The sequence below is a fragment of the Acrocarpospora macrocephala genome (assembly GCF_009687865.1).
GTDB lineage: Bacteria > Actinomycetota > Actinomycetes > Streptosporangiales > Streptosporangiaceae > Acrocarpospora > Acrocarpospora macrocephala.
The window spans coordinates 45907-62692 of the sequence record NZ_BLAE01000045.1; the positions used below are offsets into that span (position 1 = coordinate 45907).

General features: G+C 67.5%; 18 protein-coding genes. 10 read left to right on the plus strand and 8 right to left on the minus strand.

The features are described from left to right. Nucleotides 1-51: 51 nt before the first annotated feature. A complete protein-coding gene (locus Amac_RS34350) occupies nucleotides 52-786 on the minus strand; it encodes an aminoglycoside 3'-phosphotransferase (protein WP_218041459.1) in 735 nt (244 codons plus the stop codon). Between the two features lie 23 nt (nucleotides 787-809). On the opposite strand from Amac_RS34350, the gene Amac_RS55465 reads away from it, so the two are divergent. Then, nucleotides 810-1148: a hypothetical protein gene (locus tag Amac_RS55465; protein ID WP_218041460.1), complete on the plus strand. Its 339-nt coding sequence runs from the start codon at nucleotides 810-812 to the stop codon at nucleotides 1146-1148. A 66-nt stretch (nucleotides 1149-1214) separates the two neighbouring features. Next, nucleotides 1215-1829, plus strand: coding sequence for a class I SAM-dependent methyltransferase (locus tag Amac_RS34360; protein ID WP_155358586.1), 615 nt, complete (start codon nucleotides 1215-1217; stop codon nucleotides 1827-1829). A gap of 137 nt (nucleotides 1830-1966) precedes the next feature. On the opposite strand, the gene Amac_RS34365 is transcribed toward Amac_RS34360, so the two are convergent. Together Amac_RS34365 and Amac_RS34370 are read right to left on the minus strand one after the other, a co-directional pair. Next, a complete protein-coding gene (locus tag Amac_RS34365; protein ID WP_218041461.1) occupies nucleotides 1967-2170 on the minus strand; it encodes a helix-turn-helix domain-containing protein in 204 nt (67 codons plus the stop codon). A gap of 16 nt (nucleotides 2171-2186) precedes the next feature. After that, nucleotides 2187-3386 carry a UDP-N-acetylglucosamine--N-acetylmuramyl-(pentapeptide) pyrophosphoryl-undecaprenol N-acetylglucosamine transferase gene (locus Amac_RS34370; protein ID WP_155358587.1) on the minus strand — a complete coding sequence of 400 codons (1200 nt, stop codon included), beginning with the start codon at nucleotides 3384-3386 and terminating at the stop codon, nucleotides 2187-2189. A gap of 162 nt (nucleotides 3387-3548) precedes the next feature. Between Amac_RS34370 and Amac_RS34375 the strand changes: the two genes are divergently transcribed. The 7 genes from Amac_RS34375 (at nucleotide 3549) to Amac_RS34405 (ending at nucleotide 10142) form a co-directional block, all read left to right on the plus strand. After that, complete coding sequence (locus Amac_RS34375) at nucleotides 3549-4763, plus strand: PP2C family protein-serine/threonine phosphatase (RefSeq protein WP_218041462.1); 1215 nt, start codon at nucleotides 3549-3551, stop codon at nucleotides 4761-4763. 216 nt (nucleotides 4764-4979) lie between these two features. Beyond that, nucleotides 4980-5957: an ABC transporter substrate-binding protein gene (locus Amac_RS34380; RefSeq protein ID WP_246268911.1), complete on the plus strand. Its 978-nt coding sequence runs from the start codon at nucleotides 4980-4982 to the stop codon at nucleotides 5955-5957. Next, on the plus strand, nucleotides 5954-6751 hold the full coding sequence (locus tag Amac_RS34385; RefSeq protein ID WP_155358588.1) for an ABC transporter ATP-binding protein: 798 nt from the start codon (nucleotides 5954-5956) through the stop codon (nucleotides 6749-6751). The genes Amac_RS34380 and Amac_RS34385 overlap by 4 nt, the downstream gene beginning before the upstream one ends. After that, nucleotides 6744-7676: an ABC transporter permease gene (locus tag Amac_RS34390; protein WP_246268912.1), complete on the plus strand. Its 933-nt coding sequence runs from the start codon at nucleotides 6744-6746 to the stop codon at nucleotides 7674-7676. The genes Amac_RS34385 and Amac_RS34390 overlap by 8 nt, the downstream gene beginning before the upstream one ends. Beyond that, the gene (locus Amac_RS34395; RefSeq protein WP_281356376.1) at nucleotides 7673-8995 is read left to right on the plus strand and encodes an LLM class flavin-dependent oxidoreductase; all 1323 of its coding nucleotides are present in this window, start codon (nucleotides 7673-7675) and stop codon (nucleotides 8993-8995) included. Before Amac_RS34390 ends, Amac_RS34395 begins: the two co-directional genes overlap by 4 nt. Further along, nucleotides 8995-9507 (plus strand): NADPH-dependent FMN reductase, encoded by a 513-nt coding sequence (locus tag Amac_RS34400; RefSeq protein WP_155358589.1) that lies wholly within the window; start codon nucleotides 8995-8997, stop codon nucleotides 9505-9507. Before Amac_RS34395 ends, Amac_RS34400 begins: the two co-directional genes overlap by 1 nt. Further along, a complete protein-coding gene (locus Amac_RS34405; protein ID WP_155358590.1) occupies nucleotides 9504-10142 on the plus strand; it encodes a flavin reductase family protein in 639 nt (212 codons plus the stop codon). The genes Amac_RS34400 and Amac_RS34405 overlap by 4 nt, the downstream gene beginning before the upstream one ends. A gap of 17 nt (nucleotides 10143-10159) precedes the next feature. On the opposite strand, the gene Amac_RS34410 is transcribed toward Amac_RS34405, so the two are convergent. After that, nucleotides 10160-11209, minus strand: a complete 1050-nt coding sequence (locus Amac_RS34410; protein ID WP_155358591.1) for an NAD(P)H-dependent amine dehydrogenase family protein — start codon at nucleotides 11207-11209, stop codon at nucleotides 10160-10162. Nucleotides 11210-11456: 247 nt separating this feature from the next. Between Amac_RS34410 and Amac_RS34415 the strand changes: the two genes are divergently transcribed. Beyond that, nucleotides 11457-12353, plus strand: coding sequence for an SDR family oxidoreductase (locus tag Amac_RS34415; protein WP_155358592.1), 897 nt, complete (start codon nucleotides 11457-11459; stop codon nucleotides 12351-12353). 208 nt (nucleotides 12354-12561) lie between these two features. Here the strand turns inward: Amac_RS34415 and Amac_RS34420 are convergent, their stop codons facing one another. The 4 genes from Amac_RS34420 to Amac_RS34435 are packed head-to-tail and all read right to left on the minus strand — an operon-like array spanning nucleotide 12562 to nucleotide 16669. Continuing rightward, nucleotides 12562-13704 (minus strand): Fic family protein, encoded by a 1143-nt coding sequence (locus tag Amac_RS34420; protein ID WP_155358593.1) that lies wholly within the window; start codon nucleotides 13702-13704, stop codon nucleotides 12562-12564. A gap of 46 nt (nucleotides 13705-13750) precedes the next feature. Continuing rightward, nucleotides 13751-14809, minus strand: coding sequence for an MBL fold metallo-hydrolase (locus Amac_RS34425; protein ID WP_246268913.1), 1059 nt, complete (start codon nucleotides 14807-14809; stop codon nucleotides 13751-13753). Then, nucleotides 14806-16077 carry an MFS transporter gene (locus Amac_RS34430; protein ID WP_155358595.1) on the minus strand — a complete coding sequence of 424 codons (1272 nt, stop codon included), beginning with the start codon at nucleotides 16075-16077 and terminating at the stop codon, nucleotides 14806-14808. Before Amac_RS34430 ends, Amac_RS34425 begins: the two co-directional genes overlap by 4 nt. A gap of 19 nt (nucleotides 16078-16096) precedes the next feature. Continuing rightward, nucleotides 16097-16669, minus strand: a complete 573-nt coding sequence (locus tag Amac_RS34435) for a winged helix-turn-helix domain-containing protein (RefSeq protein ID WP_155358596.1) — start codon at nucleotides 16667-16669, stop codon at nucleotides 16097-16099. Between the last annotated feature and the right edge of the window lie 117 nt (nucleotides 16670-16786).

Here is a 16786-nt window from a genome sequence, read left to right on the forward strand (position 1 = left end):
CGAGAGCCCCGGTCACCAGGCCGGGGCTCTTCGCTTGGTGACTGTCCTGGGTCAGAGAAGCTCGTCCAGCAGCCGGTAGTAATACAACCGCTCTACCTCGACATGGTCGACAAGGCCGTAGGCGGAAAGGAACCCCTCCCACGCCGCCGGGCCGTGATCCTCGGACAAATCCCGATGAGCGATGGCGAGGTCACGGTACCGGTCGGCCACACCCAATGCCGGGACGTCGATGACCACAGGCTCTCCCGAGACAGGCAGCAGCACATTCGAGAGGGTGTAGTCCCCGTGCGCGACGACGAGGTCCTCAACGCCGGGACGCGCGGCCAGCAGCCGTTCGTAGATCACCTCAGGGGTCAGCCCAAGATGGTCGGAGTCGAAGTCGTCCGGATCCACGAGGCCCTCCCGAACGTTGGCCCCAGCACGTTCGAGAACCGCTGACAGCCGACCATCGAAAGGGCATTCAGCGACGGGCAACTCGTGCAGCATGCGCAGCGTCCGGCCCAGCACGGCCCCCACGTCGGCGGGCGCGGCGGCTTCCAGCGACGGAGCGCCCACATCGGCAAGAACAAGAACGGGGTCTTCGAAGGCAACCACCTCAGGGATGGAGACACGTCCGTGCAGCCAACCCAATCGCAGGTGCTCAGCCCCGGCGAGAGGACCGTGCTTGACGTAGAAGACCTTCGACCCCGAGACGACCCGCAGGGCCGTACCACTGGCTCCTTCATGATCGGCCGACCAGGAAGCGTCCTGCTGAATTAGCCGACGAAGCTGCTCTGAAAGCTGCATAGATCGCATTCTCATCCAATCTGATGCATCGAGTACGGCTGGCGGGGACGCTGCACACGGTGATCGCGGCATCGGGCATGGCAGTGCGCCTGGCGGACACCGGCGGCCTGGTCACCCGGCAAGACCATCGCGCTCACCCAGCTCGGCAAGACCGTCGAAGTGATCCACCGGCGCGCCGCCATCCACGCTCGGTCGGCGACATCCCGGTCGTCTACATCACCGTCCCGCCTGCGGCCACCCCGAAGATGATCGCGATGGAGTTCGCCCGGTTCTCCGACCTTCCGATCTCACGCCGGGGCAACATCACCGACATCGCTGAGGCCGAGTCCAACCTCGCGCTGATCGGGTGTCGGTCCGGGTGAAGGACCGTTTGTGAGAACCAGAGGATGCGACCGGCCGAGGCGTTGCCATGCCCCTACGATGATCCGATGCGCCAGGCCGACCCGAAGCCCTACTGGAACACCAATGTGGCCCGCCATCCGGGCATCCTGCGCGCCGTTCCCCGGGGGTGCGGCCATGCGCTGGACGTCGGCTGCGGGGACGGTCTGCTCGCCCGGAAGCTGACCGGGCGGGCAAAGCGCGTCACCGGCATCGACAACTCGCCACAGATGATCGCCCGCGCCCGTGAACTCGCCTCCGGCCACCCGGATCTCACCTTCGTCGAGGGCGACTTCCTTATCGCCGACCTCCCTGCCGCGAGCTACGACTTCATCTGCTCGGTATCCACGATCCACCATATGGACTTCGAGGCGGCCCTCACCCGCATGCGCCAGATGCTGCGCCCCGGCGGCACGCTGGTGGTGGTCGGCCTGGCCCGCGAGACGACCCCGGCGGAGTGGGCAGCGACGATCGCGGCCGCCCCCGTCGTGCGGATCATCAAAGTGCTGCGCCGCGCGCACGGCCCGGAGGGGATGCCGATCGCCGACCCACAGATGAGCTACGGACAGGTGCGGGCCGCGGCGCGGCGGCTGCTACCGGGCATGCGCTACCGCCGGCACGTGCTCCGCCGGTACTCGCTGACCTGGGGAAAACCCGCCCGCTAGCTGGTGTTTGGAAAACGCATCGGCACCTAGCCACAACCAAGATTGAGCAAGATCCACTGGCGAAACCCCTGGCTTCCTGGACAGCCCGACACCTCTGGGCTCCATCAGTTCGCCACTCTAAGGTTCCTCACACCAGGTCAGAGCCCAGCCCTGAGCCCGGGCCGGACCTTGTGGGCGGGGCGACGGGGGCGGTGCCCGGCACCAGCCGCACGGGCCACGTCGAACAGATGGGCACGTTCGGCGTCGTCAAGCTGCAGGGCTCGGGAGACGGCGTTCAGGACGTCCTCGGAGACGCCGGTGATATGGCCTTTTTCGAGACGGGTGTACCAGTCGGTGCTCACGCTGGCCAGGTCGTCGTTACCGGCCGGCGGCGGATAAGACGACGTCGGCGAGCCGCTCGGCCGCGTCCGGTCGGCCCTGGGTGCGCGCGCGGTCGGCGATCTGCGCGCGTAGGGCGGGGTCGGCCAGCAGCGGGGCCACCGCCTCGCGCAGGGCGTCTGGGGTGGCCTCGTCAAGGAGCGCGACGGCCGCGCCGGCGGCGGCGAGGTGGCGGGCGTTGTGCGCCTGCTCGCCACCCGCGGAGTTGGCGAGGGGGATGAACACCGCGGCCTTGCCCAGCGCGGTGACCTCGGCGATCGTTCCGGCACCGCTGCGAGAGATCAGGACATCGGCCAACGCGAGCACGTCTGGAAGTTCGGCCCCGACGAAGGCGGTCACGTGGTAGCGGGCAGCCAGCTCGGGCGGGAGAGTGGCGGCGCGCCGGCGGGCTTCGTCGAGGGTTGCCGTCCCGGCCTGGTGGATGACGTTGGCGTGGGCGAGCAGCCACGGCAGGACGGCTTGGACGAGGGTGTTGATCTGCTGAGATCCCTGGGCTCCGCCCGTGACGTACACCGTGGGCAGGGACAGGTCGAAGGCGTGTAGCCCGAGCGCCTCCAGCGCCCTGCTCGGCTGGCCGGTCAGTAGTTCGGGGCGTACGGGATTGCCGGTGACGACGACCGCCCCGCGGGCGGTCACCGACTCGGGGATCAGGTCCAGCGTCGACGGTGCGGAGACCGCCATGGTGGTGGCGGCGCGCGCCAGGATCCGGTTGGCCAGGCCCAGCCGTACGGTCTGCTCGTGCACGACCAGGGGGCGGCCACACATCTTCGCGGCCAGGCCGACGGGGATGGCGACATAGCCGCCCGTGGCGAGCACGACGTCCGGGCCGAAGCCGGCGATGATACGGCGGGCCTGGGCGACCCCGAGTGGGACGCGTCCCATGTCCTTGATGTTCGATGGGGAGACGAGCTTGAGAGGGTTCGCGGAGCGGCGGATCTTGCCGGTGGCTACCGCGGCGAAGGGGATGCGCTGTTCGACGGCGACCCGGGCCTCCAGGCCCCCGTGCGTGCCGACCCAGATCACCGTGAGCTCCTGCCCTTCGGCGGCAAGGCGGGCCTGCAGGGTCCGCACGACGGTCAGCGCGGGGTAGGTGTGGCCGCCGGTGCCGCCGCCTGTCACGATCAGGCGAAGCGGCTGGTCAGCGCGGGGCGGCGGACCGCTACGGGCATCGCGGGACATGGAGGGCGTCCTGTCTGATTGAAGCGAACCACGCCTTGGAACAGAGCGAGTTACGGACGATAGCAGGCACGGATGGTCGAGCCGGTCGTGAGCGCCCGGGGGGTGGTGGGAGATGATGGAGGTCGGACGGGTGCGGTACTAGGCCGGGCGGGGGCTGAGGCCATGGCTGGGCTGACTGGGCTGGAACGCATGCTGACGGGGTTGCTGGATGCCAGCCATCTGATCACGGTGGAGCGGCTGCCTGAGTTGGTGGCCGAATATGGGGACCAAGCGGATCTTGGTGGGGCGCTGATCTATCTGGCCGACCTTCAGCAGGCCGTTCTGAGTCTGCTGGCGGCTTCCGGGACGCCCGCCCGCGCCGCGGAGGGGCAGAGCGCCGAGTTGCGGATCGATGCCACCCTGGCCGGGCGTGCGTTCCAGGAGGTCAGGGCGCTGCCGCAGAACGGTGGTGGGGAGCGGCAGCATTGGTGGGTGCCGTTGCTTGACGGGACGGAACGGCTGGGCGTGATGCGGGTGACCGCCGCCGGGGCGGAACTGCCGGACGCGGCCAGGCACCTGGCGGCGCTGGTGGCGCTGCTGCTGGTCAGTCAGCGCGCGCACAGCGACACCTATGCCCAGCTGGTGCGGACCCGGGCGATGAACGTGGCGGCCGAGATGCAGTGGCGGTTGGTTCCCCCGCTCACGTTCGCCACGCCGGAGGTGACGGTCAGCGGGGTCATCGAGCCGGCTTACGAGGTCGGCGGGGACGTCTTCGACTACGCCCTGTCCGGTGACACGATGCACCTGGCGGTCTTCGATGCGATGGGCCACGACGTCTCGGCGGGGCTGACCGCGAGTCTGGCCATGGCCGCCTGCCGGAACCATCGTCGCCAGGGTATGGATCTGGCCGCCAACAGTGAGGCGATCGAACGGACCCTGATCAGCGAGTTCGGGCCGGGCACCCGGTTCGTCACCGCCGTCATCGCCGAGCTCGACCTGCGCACCGGGCAGCTCACCTGGGTCAGCCGCGGTCATCCGCCGCCGGTGCTGATCCGCAGCGGGCGGTGGAGCACCTCGCTCGACTGCTCGGCGGCCCACCCGCTCGGCCTGGACCTGGGCGTGCCCGTCACGGTGTGTACGGAGCAGCTGGAGCCCGGTGACCGGCTGCTGATCTACACCGACGGCATCGTCGAGGCGGGCGCCGCGCAGGGCCGCGAGTTCGGGCTGGCGCGTTTCGTGGACTTCATCATCAAGCACACCAGTGCCGGCCTGCCGGTGCCGGAGACCCTGCGCCGCCTGATCACCAGCATCCTCGCCTACCATGACGGGCGGCTGAACGACGATGCCACCGTGTTGCTGACCGAATGGCACGGGATCGCGGCCGAGTCGCCCGCTTGAGGTATTTCCTTCATATCAGGTAGGAAATATTGACTTAGCGCAGGTCGCTGGTTAGCGTGCTGAGTATGAGCAAGGACCTGTACCTGACGCGGCGTGTGCACGTGGATCACGGGCACGTCGCCAGCGCCCAGTGTTGCCGCCGCGACTGATCGCTTCGACCCCTTTCAATCGCGATGCGTACAGGAAACCCAAATGAACAACTTCAGGAAAGTCCTTGTGTCCGGAGTCTTAGCCGTGGCCCTCGCGGGGTGCGGGAGTTCCGGCGGAGACGAGGTCACCGAGCTGCGGTATCAGGGCAGTGTCGGGGCCGTTACCCTTCCCGAGTTGGCCGAGGAGCTCGGCTATCTCGCTCCCATCAAGCTCAAGTGGATCGGCAACACGATCAGCGGGCCGCAGGATATTCAGTCGGCGGCGACCGGGGAAACGGATTTTGGCGGCGCGTTCAATGGGGCGGTCGTCAAGCTTCGGGCCAGTGGGGCGCCGATCAAGGCGGTCGTCAGTTATTACGGCAGTGACCCGGACACCTTCAGCGGGTTCTGGGTGACGCAAGGCAGTCCGATCAAGGGTCCGCGGGATCTTCTCGGAAAGAAGATCGGCGTCAATACGCTCGGGGCGCATGCCGAGGCAGTGATCAAGGAATATCTCAAGCGGGGTGGGCTCACGCCTGAAGAGGTCAAGCAGGTCGAGCTGGTGGTGGTGCCTCCGGTCAACACCGAGCAGGGGCTGCGTGGCGGGCAGATCGATGTGGGCGCGCTGACCGGCGTGCTGCGGGACAAGGCGCTGGAGCGGGGTGGCATCCGGCTGCTGTTCAGCGACACCGAACTGCTCGGGCCCTTCAATGCCGGGACGTACGTGCTGCGCGAGGACTTCATCGCGAAGAATCCGGTGGCGGCCAAGAAGTTCGGCGAAGGCGTCGCGAAGGCGATCGAGTGGACCCGCGAGCACAGCCGCGACGAAGTTATCGCGAAATTTCGGGATATCGCGGCTAAGCGTGGGCGGAACGAGGACGTCTCGGCCATCGGGTACTGGAAGAGCTTCGGCGTCTCCTCCAAGGGCGGCCTGATCGCCGACCGGGAGTTCCAGACGTGGATCGACTGGCTGGAGCGTGAGGGTGAGCTCAAGCCGGGTCAGGTGAAGGTCGGCGACGTGTACACCAACCAGTTCAATCCGTACGCGACCGGGAGCGTCAAGTGAACAAGATCACGATCCGGGGTGTGGGGAAGACCTTTCAGGTGCGCGGCGAGGGGCGGCCGTTCGCCGCGCTTGAGGGGATCGATCTGGATGTCCGGGCCGGGGAGTTCCTCACCCTGGTCGGGCCCAGCGGCTGCGGCAAGTCCACGCTGCTCGATCTGATCGCGGGGCTGACCACGCCGACGAGCGGGACGCTGCAGCTGGACGGTCGTGCGATCAACGGGCCCGGGCTCGATCGTGGCGTCGTGTTCCAGCAGTACGCGCTGTTTCCGTGGCGTACGGCGCAGGCCAACATCGAGTTCGGGTTGGAGGCGAAAGCCGTACCGGGGAAGGAGCGGGAGGAACGGGCGCGGCACTTTCTCGATCTGGTCGGGTTGGGTGGGTTCGCGGATCGGTATCCGCATGAGCTTTCCGGGGGGATGCGGCAGCGGGTGGCCATCGCGCGCAGCCTCGCGTTCGATCCCGAGGTGCTGCTGATGGACGAGCCGTTCGCGGCGCTCGACGCGCAGACGCGGGAGTCGCTGCAGGAAGAACTGCTGAGCATCTGGGAGAAGACCGGCAAGACCATCGTCTTCATCACGCATGGCATCGACGAGGCCGTGTACCTGGGGCAGCGGGTGGCGATCATGACCTCGCGGCCGGGGCGGATCAAGCAGATCATCGACGTCACGTTCGACTCGCGGGCCGGGGATCTGCGCGCTGATCCGCGATTCGGTGAATACCGCCATCACATCTGGACGCTGCTGCGCGACGAGGTCGCCGCGGCCCGACGGGACGAGGTGCTCTCCGTTGGCTGACAACAAGGGCACCGCCCTCGCCACAGAATCCACCCCGAGTCCCGAAAAATCCGAGCAATTTCCCGGGGACGTGCACTGGTACGACCTGCCTGACGATGACGCGGATCCAGAGGAGGAGGCCGAGCCGGAAGGGCCGCCGGTCTCTGGTGACACCCGCCTCCGGCGAGTGATCCGGAAGGTCACCTCGCTGGGACGGCGGTCGGCCGCCGTGGCGCTGTTGCTGGTCGTCTGGGAGACGTTTCCGCGCCTGGGTGTCGTCGACCGGGTGTTCCTGCCGCCGCTGTCCGAGGTGGTGGGCGCCTGGTATGAACTGGCTCTCAAGGGCGAACTCGGCGAGCACGTGGGTGCCTCGCTCGGGCGGTCGCTGGCCGGATTCGCGCTGGCGATCGTCACCGTGATCCCGCTCGGGTTGCTGATCGGCTGGTACAAACCGGTCGCCGACTTCCTCACACCCCTGCTCGAACTCTTCCGGAACACCAGCGCGGTCGCGCTGCTGCCGGTGTTCACGCTGATCCTCGGCCTGGGCGAGACCGCGAAAATCACCTTCGTCCTGTACGCCTGCGCCTGGCCGATCCTGCTCAACACGATCAGCGGCGTGAAGACCGTTGACGCGCTCCTGATCAAATCCGCGCGGTCGATGGGTCTGGGGCCGCTGCGGCTCTTCCAGAAGGTGATCCTTCCGGCCGCTGTTCCGACCATTTTCACGGGGGTTCGGCTGGCTGGGGCGTACTCGATTCTGGTGCTGCTCTTCGCCGAGATGGTCGGGGCGAAAGCGGGCCTCGGATACCTGATCAACGCCGCTCAGTTCAACTTCCGCATCCCCGACATGTACGCCGGAATCATCACCATTTCCTTGCTCGGATTGTTGTTCAACCAGCTGCTCGTCACGTTGGAGCGGCGCTTCTCGACCTGGAGGATCACGTGAGCCCCCGCCGGCTTCATCTCAACGCGTTCCTGATGGGTGTGGGTCACCACGAGGCGGCCTGGCGGCATCCTCGGACCGAACCCGCGCTGGTCACCGATGTCAAACACTTCCAGAACCTGGCCAGGATCGCCGAGCGGGGGAAGCTCGATTCGGTCTTCCTGGCCGACGGGGTTGCCTTGTGGGGAAATGTCCGGCACAACGCGCTCGGCGGGCTTGAGCCGCTGACGCTGCTGTCGGCCATCGCCGCCGTCACCGAGCACGTCGGGCTGATCGCGACCGCGTCCACGACCTACAACGAACCGTTCCATCTGGCGCGCAAGTTCGCCTCGCTGGATCACATCAGCAACGGGCGGGCCGGGTGGAACATCGTCACCTCGGCGAGCGAGGCCGAAGCCCACAATTTCGGGATTGAACGACCGGCGCATCGGGATCGATACGCGCGTGCCGATGAGTTCCTCGATGTTGTCACCAAATTGTGGGACAGCTGGGAGGACGATGCGGTCGTCAAGGATCGGGAGAGCGGCATCTACGCCGATACCGACAAGATTCACGCGGTCGAGCATTCGGGTCCGCATTTCGCCGTCAAGGGTCCGCTCAACACGCAGCGGCCGCCGCAGGGGCACCCGCTGATCGTGCAGGCGGGGTCCTCGTCGGATGGCAAGGATTTCGCCGCCCGGCACGCGGAGGCCGTCTTCACCGCGCAGCAGACCCTGGCCGAAGGGCAGGAGTTCTACGCGGACATCAAGGCTCGGGCGATCGCCGCCGGACGCAGGCCGGAGGACGTCGTGATTCTTCCTGGGATTTCGCCCATCATCGGGAGCACTGAGCGGGAAGCACTTCGGTTGGAGCGCGAACTCGAGGAGCTGATCATTCCGGCGTACGGCGTGGCGCAGCTGTCCACCATTCTCGGGGTCGATCTGTCCGATCATCCGCTCGATGAACCGTTGCCGGAAATATCGCCCGAAACCGAGGGGCAGCAGAGCCGGGTCAAGCTGGTGCTCGATCTGGCTTCGCGGGACAACCTCACTCTTCGGCAGCTGATCGCCCGATTGGCGGGTGGGCGCGGGCATCGTGTCCTCGCCGGGACCCCGGAGCTGATCGCCGATCAGATCCAGGAATGGTTCGAGCAGGGCGCGGCCGACGGCTTCAACATCATGCCGCCGGTGCTCCCCAGCGGGCTGGCCGACTTCGTCGATCATGTCGTGCCTGTGCTCCAGGCGCGTGGTCTGTTCCGGTACGAATACGAGGGCCGTACCCTCCGCGAGAACTACGGACTGGCCCGTCCGGCGAACCGCTACGCGGAATTGGCGGGGGTCTGATGAGCATCGTGACCGTGGTCGGCAACCCGCGCAGCGGCTCCCGTACGCTGACCGTCGCCACCAAAGCCGCCGAAACGCTCGCCAACCGGCTGGGGGTCGAGGCGGGCGATGTCGTGGATCTGTCGGGGCTGGCCCCTGCCCTGTTCTCCCCAGAGCCTTCGCCGGGCGTTGAGGTCGCGCTGGAACTCCTTCTTGACGCGTCGATCCTCGTCGTGGCCAGCCCGACCTACAAAGGCACCTACACCGGGCTCCTCAAGTCCTTTCTCGACAAACTTCCCAGCCAAGCGCTTGCCGGGAAGGTCGCCCTGCCGCTCCTGGTCTTGGGCGATCCGAAACACTCCCTGGCCGTCGAAGTCCACTTCCGCCCGCTCCTGGTCGAGTTGGGCGCGGCCGTCCCCACTCCCGGCTTGGTCGTCCTGGAGTCGCGCATTCCGGACCTGGACGAGCTTCTCGCCGCTTGGGCGGACACGGTGATACCGCAACTGACCAGACATACGGAGGTGCTCACATGACCGCGGCCCCCGACGAGCAACCGCCAGCCAGCCATCTTCGACTGGTGTCCGTTCCGGAGCAGGGTGGCCGCGGCAGGAAGTTCCGGCGTGTCGGTGAGGAAGGGGAATCCCACGCTTCGATCGGATCCGAGGAAGTCCGGCCCGCCGGTGGGGAGGTTCCGATCGGGCCTGAGGAGTTCCGGCAGGCGTTGGCGGCCCATGCGGCGGGAGTCGTCGTGGTCACGGCGCGGCCGGGCGGCGAGCCGGTCGGGCTGACCGCGACCTCCTTCACCTCGGTCAGTCTTGCTCCGCCGCTGGTCTCCTTCTATGTCGATCAGGCTTCCACCACCTGGCCCGCCCTCAGCAAAGCCGAGTATTTCGCGGTGAACGTGCTCGCCAGCCATCAGGTGGAGCTGGCCGCGAGGTTCGCGCGCAAGGGCGTGGACCGGTTCGCCGCGCCGACCCGATGGTCACCCGGTCTGGCGGACGTCCCGTTACTCGAGGAGGTCGCCAGCCACCTCGTCTGCCGCGCCCACCACACCAGCGAGGTCGGCGACCACATCCTGGTGGTCGGCCTCGTGGTGGCCACCGCCGGCGGCGACGGGCGCCCACTCCTTTACCACCAAGGCCGATTCGGAGATTTCCAACCGCGCTAGGTGGTTCTCCCACCGGTTCAGGCCAGGCGGGCGGTGCCTCGGCCGATGGCTAGGGGGAGGTCGAGCATGGTGCGGATGCCTGGTGGGGCGGCGCAGACCGACGTGATCGAGTTGACCGCGTGGGCCGCGGCGCCCGCCAGGCCGTGGCTGACCTCGTCGATGGTGAGGGCGATGGTGGGGCGGCCTTCGATGTGGATGGCGAAGCCGGGGTCGGCCCAGCGGCGGACCTTGGTGGCGTCGGCTTTGTAGACGCATTCGACGGTCATGAAGGGGCGGCCGCGGATCAGGCCGCTGAAGGTCCAGCGGGAGGCGCAGACGGTGTCGGGGAGGACCGTTCCGGCGGCGATCTCGAACTCTTCGGTGGCCAGTTCGAACTCGTCGCTCTCCTCGATCTCGTCGAGCCGTACATTCAGGGCGGTGGTGACGAGCTGCACGCTTTCCGCGAAGAGGGCGCGCTGGAACGCCCGGAACGGGCGGACGGCGGCGGCGTAATCCTTGGCGGAGCGGGTGAAGCCGATCAGGTCGGTGACGATCTGGCGGGACGGGTGGCCGCGGTAGTCGGAGGATTCGCGGACGTAGATGTGGTCCAGGCGGGAGGAGAGGCCGGTCAGGGCCAGCGGGAGGAGGTCGCTGACGAAACCGGGGTTGATGCCGGTGCCGTGGAGTGTCGTGCCGCCTTCCGCGCAGGCGGCTTCGAGGCGTTCGACCACGCCGGGGCCGTACGCGGCGGGGTAGACGAAGCCGGTCGTGGTGATAACGTTCTTGCCCGAGGACAGCAGGGCGCAGATCGTCTCGACGTCGGTGGCGTGGTCGCCGCCGAAGTACGACGCGGGGAGGGGCATGTGCAGGACGCAGTCGGCGTCCAGGGACAGGATCTGTTCCACGTCGTCGGTGCAGGTCACGCCGACCGGGTCCAGGCCGATCAGCGAGCCCGCGTCGACGCCCACCTTGTCCGGGTCGTAGACGAGCACGCCGGCGAGTTCGAATTCCGGCCGGGTGATGACGCTGCGCAGAGCGTAGCCGCCTACTGCTCCGGTGGCCCATTGGACCACGCGCAGACGGGGCATGCAGAGCCTCCAGACTGGGTTATGGCCGCGCCTCCGGCGCGACGGGCTTGGCCGCTGGGGAGCCAAGCCGGGCGGAGGGCATGCTGGGGAGGGGTGTCGCCGGTAGCCCCACGCCCTGGCGAAGCCGAAACTATAGCAGGAATTTACTCGTCCGATCACTATCCGCAACGACCCATTTGTGGGCCCCAGCGCTCTTGATAGGGTTCAGCCTGACTAGAATCTTGTTCTCTTCGTGGAGGGTGGGCGCATGTCCGAGCTCAGATTCGACGGGAAAGTCGCGGTCGTCACCGGTTCCGGGCACGGGCTCGGGCGGGCGCACGCGCTGCTGCTGGCCGAACGCGGGGCCGCGGTCGTCGTCAACGATCTGGGCGGCGCGCTGGACGGCTCCGGCGCGTCCGCGGGCCCCGCGGCCGAGGTCGTCGAGCTCATCACCAAGAACGGCGGCAAGGCGGTCGCGAACGCCGACAACGTGGCCACCCCCGAGGGCGCGGAGGCGATCGTGCAGGCCGCCGTCGACACGTTCGGGCGGTTGGACGTGGTCGTCAACAACGCCGGGATCCTGCGCGACAAATCGCTGGGCAAGATGTCGGTCGAGGAGTTCGACAGCGTGCTCGCCGTACATGTCCGCGGCTCGTTCCTGGTCAGCCGGGCGGCCTTCCCGCACATGAAAGAGCAGGCGTACGGCCGGATCGTCAACACCTCCTCCCCCGCCGGCCTGTTCGGCAACTTCGGCCAGGCCAACTACTCCACGGCCAAGATGGGCCTGGTCGGCCTGACCAAGACCCTCGGCATCGAAGGCGCCCGCGCCAACATCAAGGCCAACGCGATCGCCCCCATCGCCTGGACCCGCATGACCGAGGCCCTCCTCCCCGCCGAATTCGAAGCCAAGTTCACCGTCGACGCGATCAGCCCTCTGGTCGCCTTCCTCGCCCACGAATCCTGCGAAACCTCCGGCGAGGTCTTCAGCGTCGGCGGCGGCCGAGTCGCCCGCGTATTCGTCGCCGAGGGCCCCGGCTGGCGTACCGACGACCTCACGATGGAATCCATCCGCGACAACTGGGACACCATCATGACCGAACAGCCGTACCTCCAGCCGACAACTCTCGGCCAGCAGGCATCCGCCTCCATGCAGGCGATGCTTTAGCCAGCCAGGTACGGACATGCGTCAAATCCACCGCATAACCAGCATCAGTGCGGAGGATTTGGTGCACGGGACAAGCACGCTGCGGATCTGGCTGCTCACCGCGGTACACCAGCAAGGCCGCCCTCTCGATCGCCGCACATGTATCAAATCCATCCCCTCGCCCGCCTCCATGGGTTGGATTTGATACGGATGAGCAGGGCGGCCCCTGTTAACGATCAGCCTGGTACGGATGCGTCAGCGTCATGGGGGTGCGAGCTACCTCTAGGGCTTGTTCGGGGAAGTGCGGACCGGCTACGTACATGCGCGCACGGGTGCGTCCGACGGGAGTGAGGACCTCGGAGGTCACGAGGTCGCGGAGGTCGCGCTGGGCCTGTTGCAAGCTCAGGCCTTCGGCGTGCTCGTAGCGAGAACGGCGGACGCGGCCGAACATCGCCACGTCGTAGAGGGCGGAGACGATTCGTTCGTCGGTGGCGGCGGTTTCGGCGAAGTCGGAGAGGATTCCCCAGACAACGCGGGATCGGTCAACGCGGCCTTGAACCGTTTGGGCCTGCTGGTGGTAAGCGGTCAGGTTGAAGCGGATCCAGTCGGTTACGTCCTGGTCGGGGAGGTAGCGGGGACCGCGCAGGGCGAGTTCGCGGTAGTACTCCCAGGTGTTCCCTGGGCGCCCGAGCCAGGCTTCGATAGAGGAGAACTCCGGCGCGAGGACACCCTCCCGCGCGATCATCAGGGTCTGCAAGGAGCGCGACATACGGCCGTTCCCGTCCGCCCAGGGGTGGATGGAAACCAGATGCAGGTGAGCCATCGCCGCTCGGACCAGGGCATGGGAACCGTCGTCGGTGTTCAGCCAGTCAACCAGTTCGGCCATGAGGGCGGGGACTTCTTCCGCATCCGGACCCGTGTAGGCGGCGATGCCGGGGTCGCGCGGGTCGGTGACATAGACCGGGCCCCTGCGCCACTGGCCCGCCGGTTTGCGGATGCTGTGACGGTGGCCCTGCAGCATCCAGTGCAGCCCATTGAGCAGCCCTTTGCTGTAGGAGAAGTCCGTCGCGTCGTGGAGCGTCTGGATGTAGGTCATCATCCGCTGGTACGCGAGGGTCTCTTCTCGATTCACCTCAGAGACCTCGACGTCGCGTTCTCCGTCCATGAGATCTTCCACGTCCACCGTGGACACGCGGAACCCTTCGATGGAGTTGGACGCGGCGACGGCGTCAGCGGTGAGGAATTTCCGCAGGCCTTCCGTCCATTTGGCCGGCGTGTTGCGCAATTGATGCCGCAACTCGTGTCGCATGGCCTCGATTTCAGCCACGACCTGGTCGTCTTCACGACTGAGGGCGGGCGTAGGAAAGAGCATGCAGCAATGATATGGTGACGCAATCATCGCGTCAAATTAGCCCGTTTCAGCGGGTGCGGTGCCAGAGGTCGGGCTCGCCTGGGGTGCGGGTCAGTTTGCCGTCGAGTTCGAGCCAGACCAGGTGGGCGAGGGTCTCGTTGTTGGCGGAGCGCTGCATGAATGGGGGGATCGTCTCCCAGGGGCGGGACCAGGTGAGTTGGGAGGCCAGGTCCCAGCAGGTCATGCCGTCGGACTCGCCGACGGTGGTGGCGACCTCGGCCAGGCGGTCCTCGTGGTGGCCGACGACGTAGTTGACGCGGTCGGCGAGGTCGGTGAAACGGTACTCGTGGGCGGGGAGGACCTCGGCGATGTCGAGTTTGGCGATCGTGCGAAGGGCGTCGAGGTAGTCGGCGAGGGGGTTGGGGGCGGATTGGGGGTGTACGGCGACGATTGGGGTGATCTTGGAGAGGACGTGGTCGCCGGAGAAGAGGAGGCGGCGGGTGGGTTCCACGAAGCAGAGGTGGCCTGGGGAGTGGCCGGGGGTCCAGCGGGCCTGGAGGTTCCAGCCGGGGATGTCGAGGTGCTGGCCGTCTTCGATCAGGCGGTCGGGGACGGCCATGGTGACCAGGTGTCTGATCATCATGGAGGCGCCGGCGAGTTCCTGGGCGGTGAGGTCGGGGACGCCGCAGCGGCGCAGGAGCGCGCCCTCGCGGGCGACCAGGTCGTCGATGGCCGACTCGTCGTAGCGGTCGTGGACGAGGGCGGCGTCGGCGGGGTGGAGGCCGATCCAGGCGCCGGTGTTCTCGCGGATGCGTCCGGCCAGGCCGTAGTGGTCGGGGTGGATGTGGGTGACCAGGACGGCCTGGATGTCGGTGATCTGGTATCCGGCGGTGGCCAGTCCGGCGGCCAGCGCGTCGTACGCCTCGTCGGTGTTCCAGCCGGCGTCGATGATGGTGACGCCGCCGGGGTGCTCGAGGGCGTAAACCAGGACGTAGCGGAGGGGGTTGATCGGGATCGGCACCGGGATCGACCAGAGGCCGGGGCGGACCTGCTCGACGTCGGGGAGTCGTTTGTCGAGCCAGGCATCCCGTTGGGAGGGGTTCGCGGGTTTCGCCAATTTGGTCACGCCGTCGATTGTGCCTCGTCGGCAGAACATCGTTCTATTCGGGGGGCGGGGAGGCGTACGTACAGGAGGGCCAGCAGGAGCATGACGGCGGCGCAGACCGCCCAAGCCCAGGCGACGCCCTCGGTGGCGGCGAGGGCGCCGAGGGCGACGGCGGAGAGGGTGCCGCCCGCTTGGAGCAGGAGCGAGTTCACGGAGAGTACGGTCGCGCGCAGGCCGGAGACGACGCGGCGATGGAGGAGTTCCATGCGGATGACCTCGCTCAGAGCCAGAGCGGCGAAGATGAGGATGTATCCGGATCCGGCGCCGATCATGCCGGCGGCTCCGGCCAGGGCGACCGAAGCCGCGAGGCCGCCCACGGCCAGTGCGGTCGCGATCGTTCCGGCTATCGCGGCCCGTTCCGAGGTGGCGAAACGCCGTGCGAACCAGGGCGCCAGCGATCCGCCCGCGGCGTTCGCGGCGAAACCGACCGCGGCGACGAGCGCGTAGGCGGTGCTGCCGGTCTCCACTCCCCCGGTCAGTACGGCCAGCCGTCCCGGCGTCAACATCTCGATCGTGTTCAGCATCACCCCAAGACCGGCCGAAACCAGCAGCAACCGCCCGACCCCGCGGTCTCGAACGGCCACCCCGAATCCGGACCGTATGGCCAGGGGAACGCCGTGCAACACCGTCCCCAGCGACGCCTTGGGTCCCCGCGCGGGCTCCCGCAGCACCACCAGGGCGACCACGAGCAGGACGACTCCCGCACCGGCCCCCGCCCAGATCGGCACCGCCAGCGACTCCCCCGGCACTATCAGCGGCAGCAATCCCCCGGCCAGCACCCCGCCACACAACGCGACCGAAGCCGCCACCGACCCTGCCGCCAGCCCCGGCTTGAGATCCGCCTCCGGCCCTTCGGCCTCGTGCAACGCGTCCACGAACCAGGCCTCGACCGGTCCGCTCGACAGCGCCCTGGCTATGCCCTTGAGCACCATGGCCACCACGAACATCCCCGTGGACGTCGCCAACGCGAGCACGCTCAGCCCAACCACGGTGAACACCGCCGACGCCACGACGACCATCCGCCGCCCGATCACATCGGCTAATCCCCCCGTGGGCAGTTCCAGCGCCATCACGGTCAGCCCGTAAACGGAGAACACCACCCCGATCTCCGCCAACTCCAACCCACGAGAGGTCATCAACAGAACCTGCGGAGCCATCATCAGCCCAGCAGGCAACCAGCCCAGAAAGGCCACGAGAACAAAACGCCTTCGAATCGAACGGGGGGACATTTGAATCACCTCTTCGGATTCACCGGGACGATTCCGGATGTCTGGGGTAGGCGCCCATGTACACGTGGACCTGTTCCGCGTCGATCGCTGCCTCGTCGTGTTCCTCCATTTCGGCGATCAGCGCCGTCACGCGTTCGTACAGCGCCATGACGGATGCGGGTGTGAGGCGCGCCACGTGGTCGGACATGCCGGCGGCCTCGATCCAGGCGTTGCTCCATGTGTCGTGTTCGCGGTGGAACGTGTCGATAGAGGTGGTCATGACCTCTAGCTGGCGATGGCGCATGAACGCGGCCGCCTCGCGGCCCTCGGGTGTTGTGGAGAGTTCGGCGTTGCTCCAGGAGGTGTAGCGGTGGCGGGCGCGCCAGCGGCGTTCGCGGCGGTCTCGGGGGGTGGGGTCCTCTTCTGTGAAGCCGAAGCGGGCGAGTTGGCGCAGGTGGTAGCTGGTGGCGCCGGAGCTCTCGCCCAACCGGGCGGCCAGCTCGGTGGCAGTAGCGGGGCCGTCGTTGCGGAGGGCGCCGAGGAGGCGGACCCGGAGGGGATGGGCGACGGCTTTCAGGGTGCGCGGGTCGCTGACGTGGTAGACCTCGTCCATATCGCAAAGATACCTTTGCAAATAGTTCTTTGCAATCGTGAAACTTTCATGCCAGCCAACGGGATATCGCCCGGTCACCGTGGGTCGCGGCCAGGAGCTCGTTGACTCGGGGGAAAC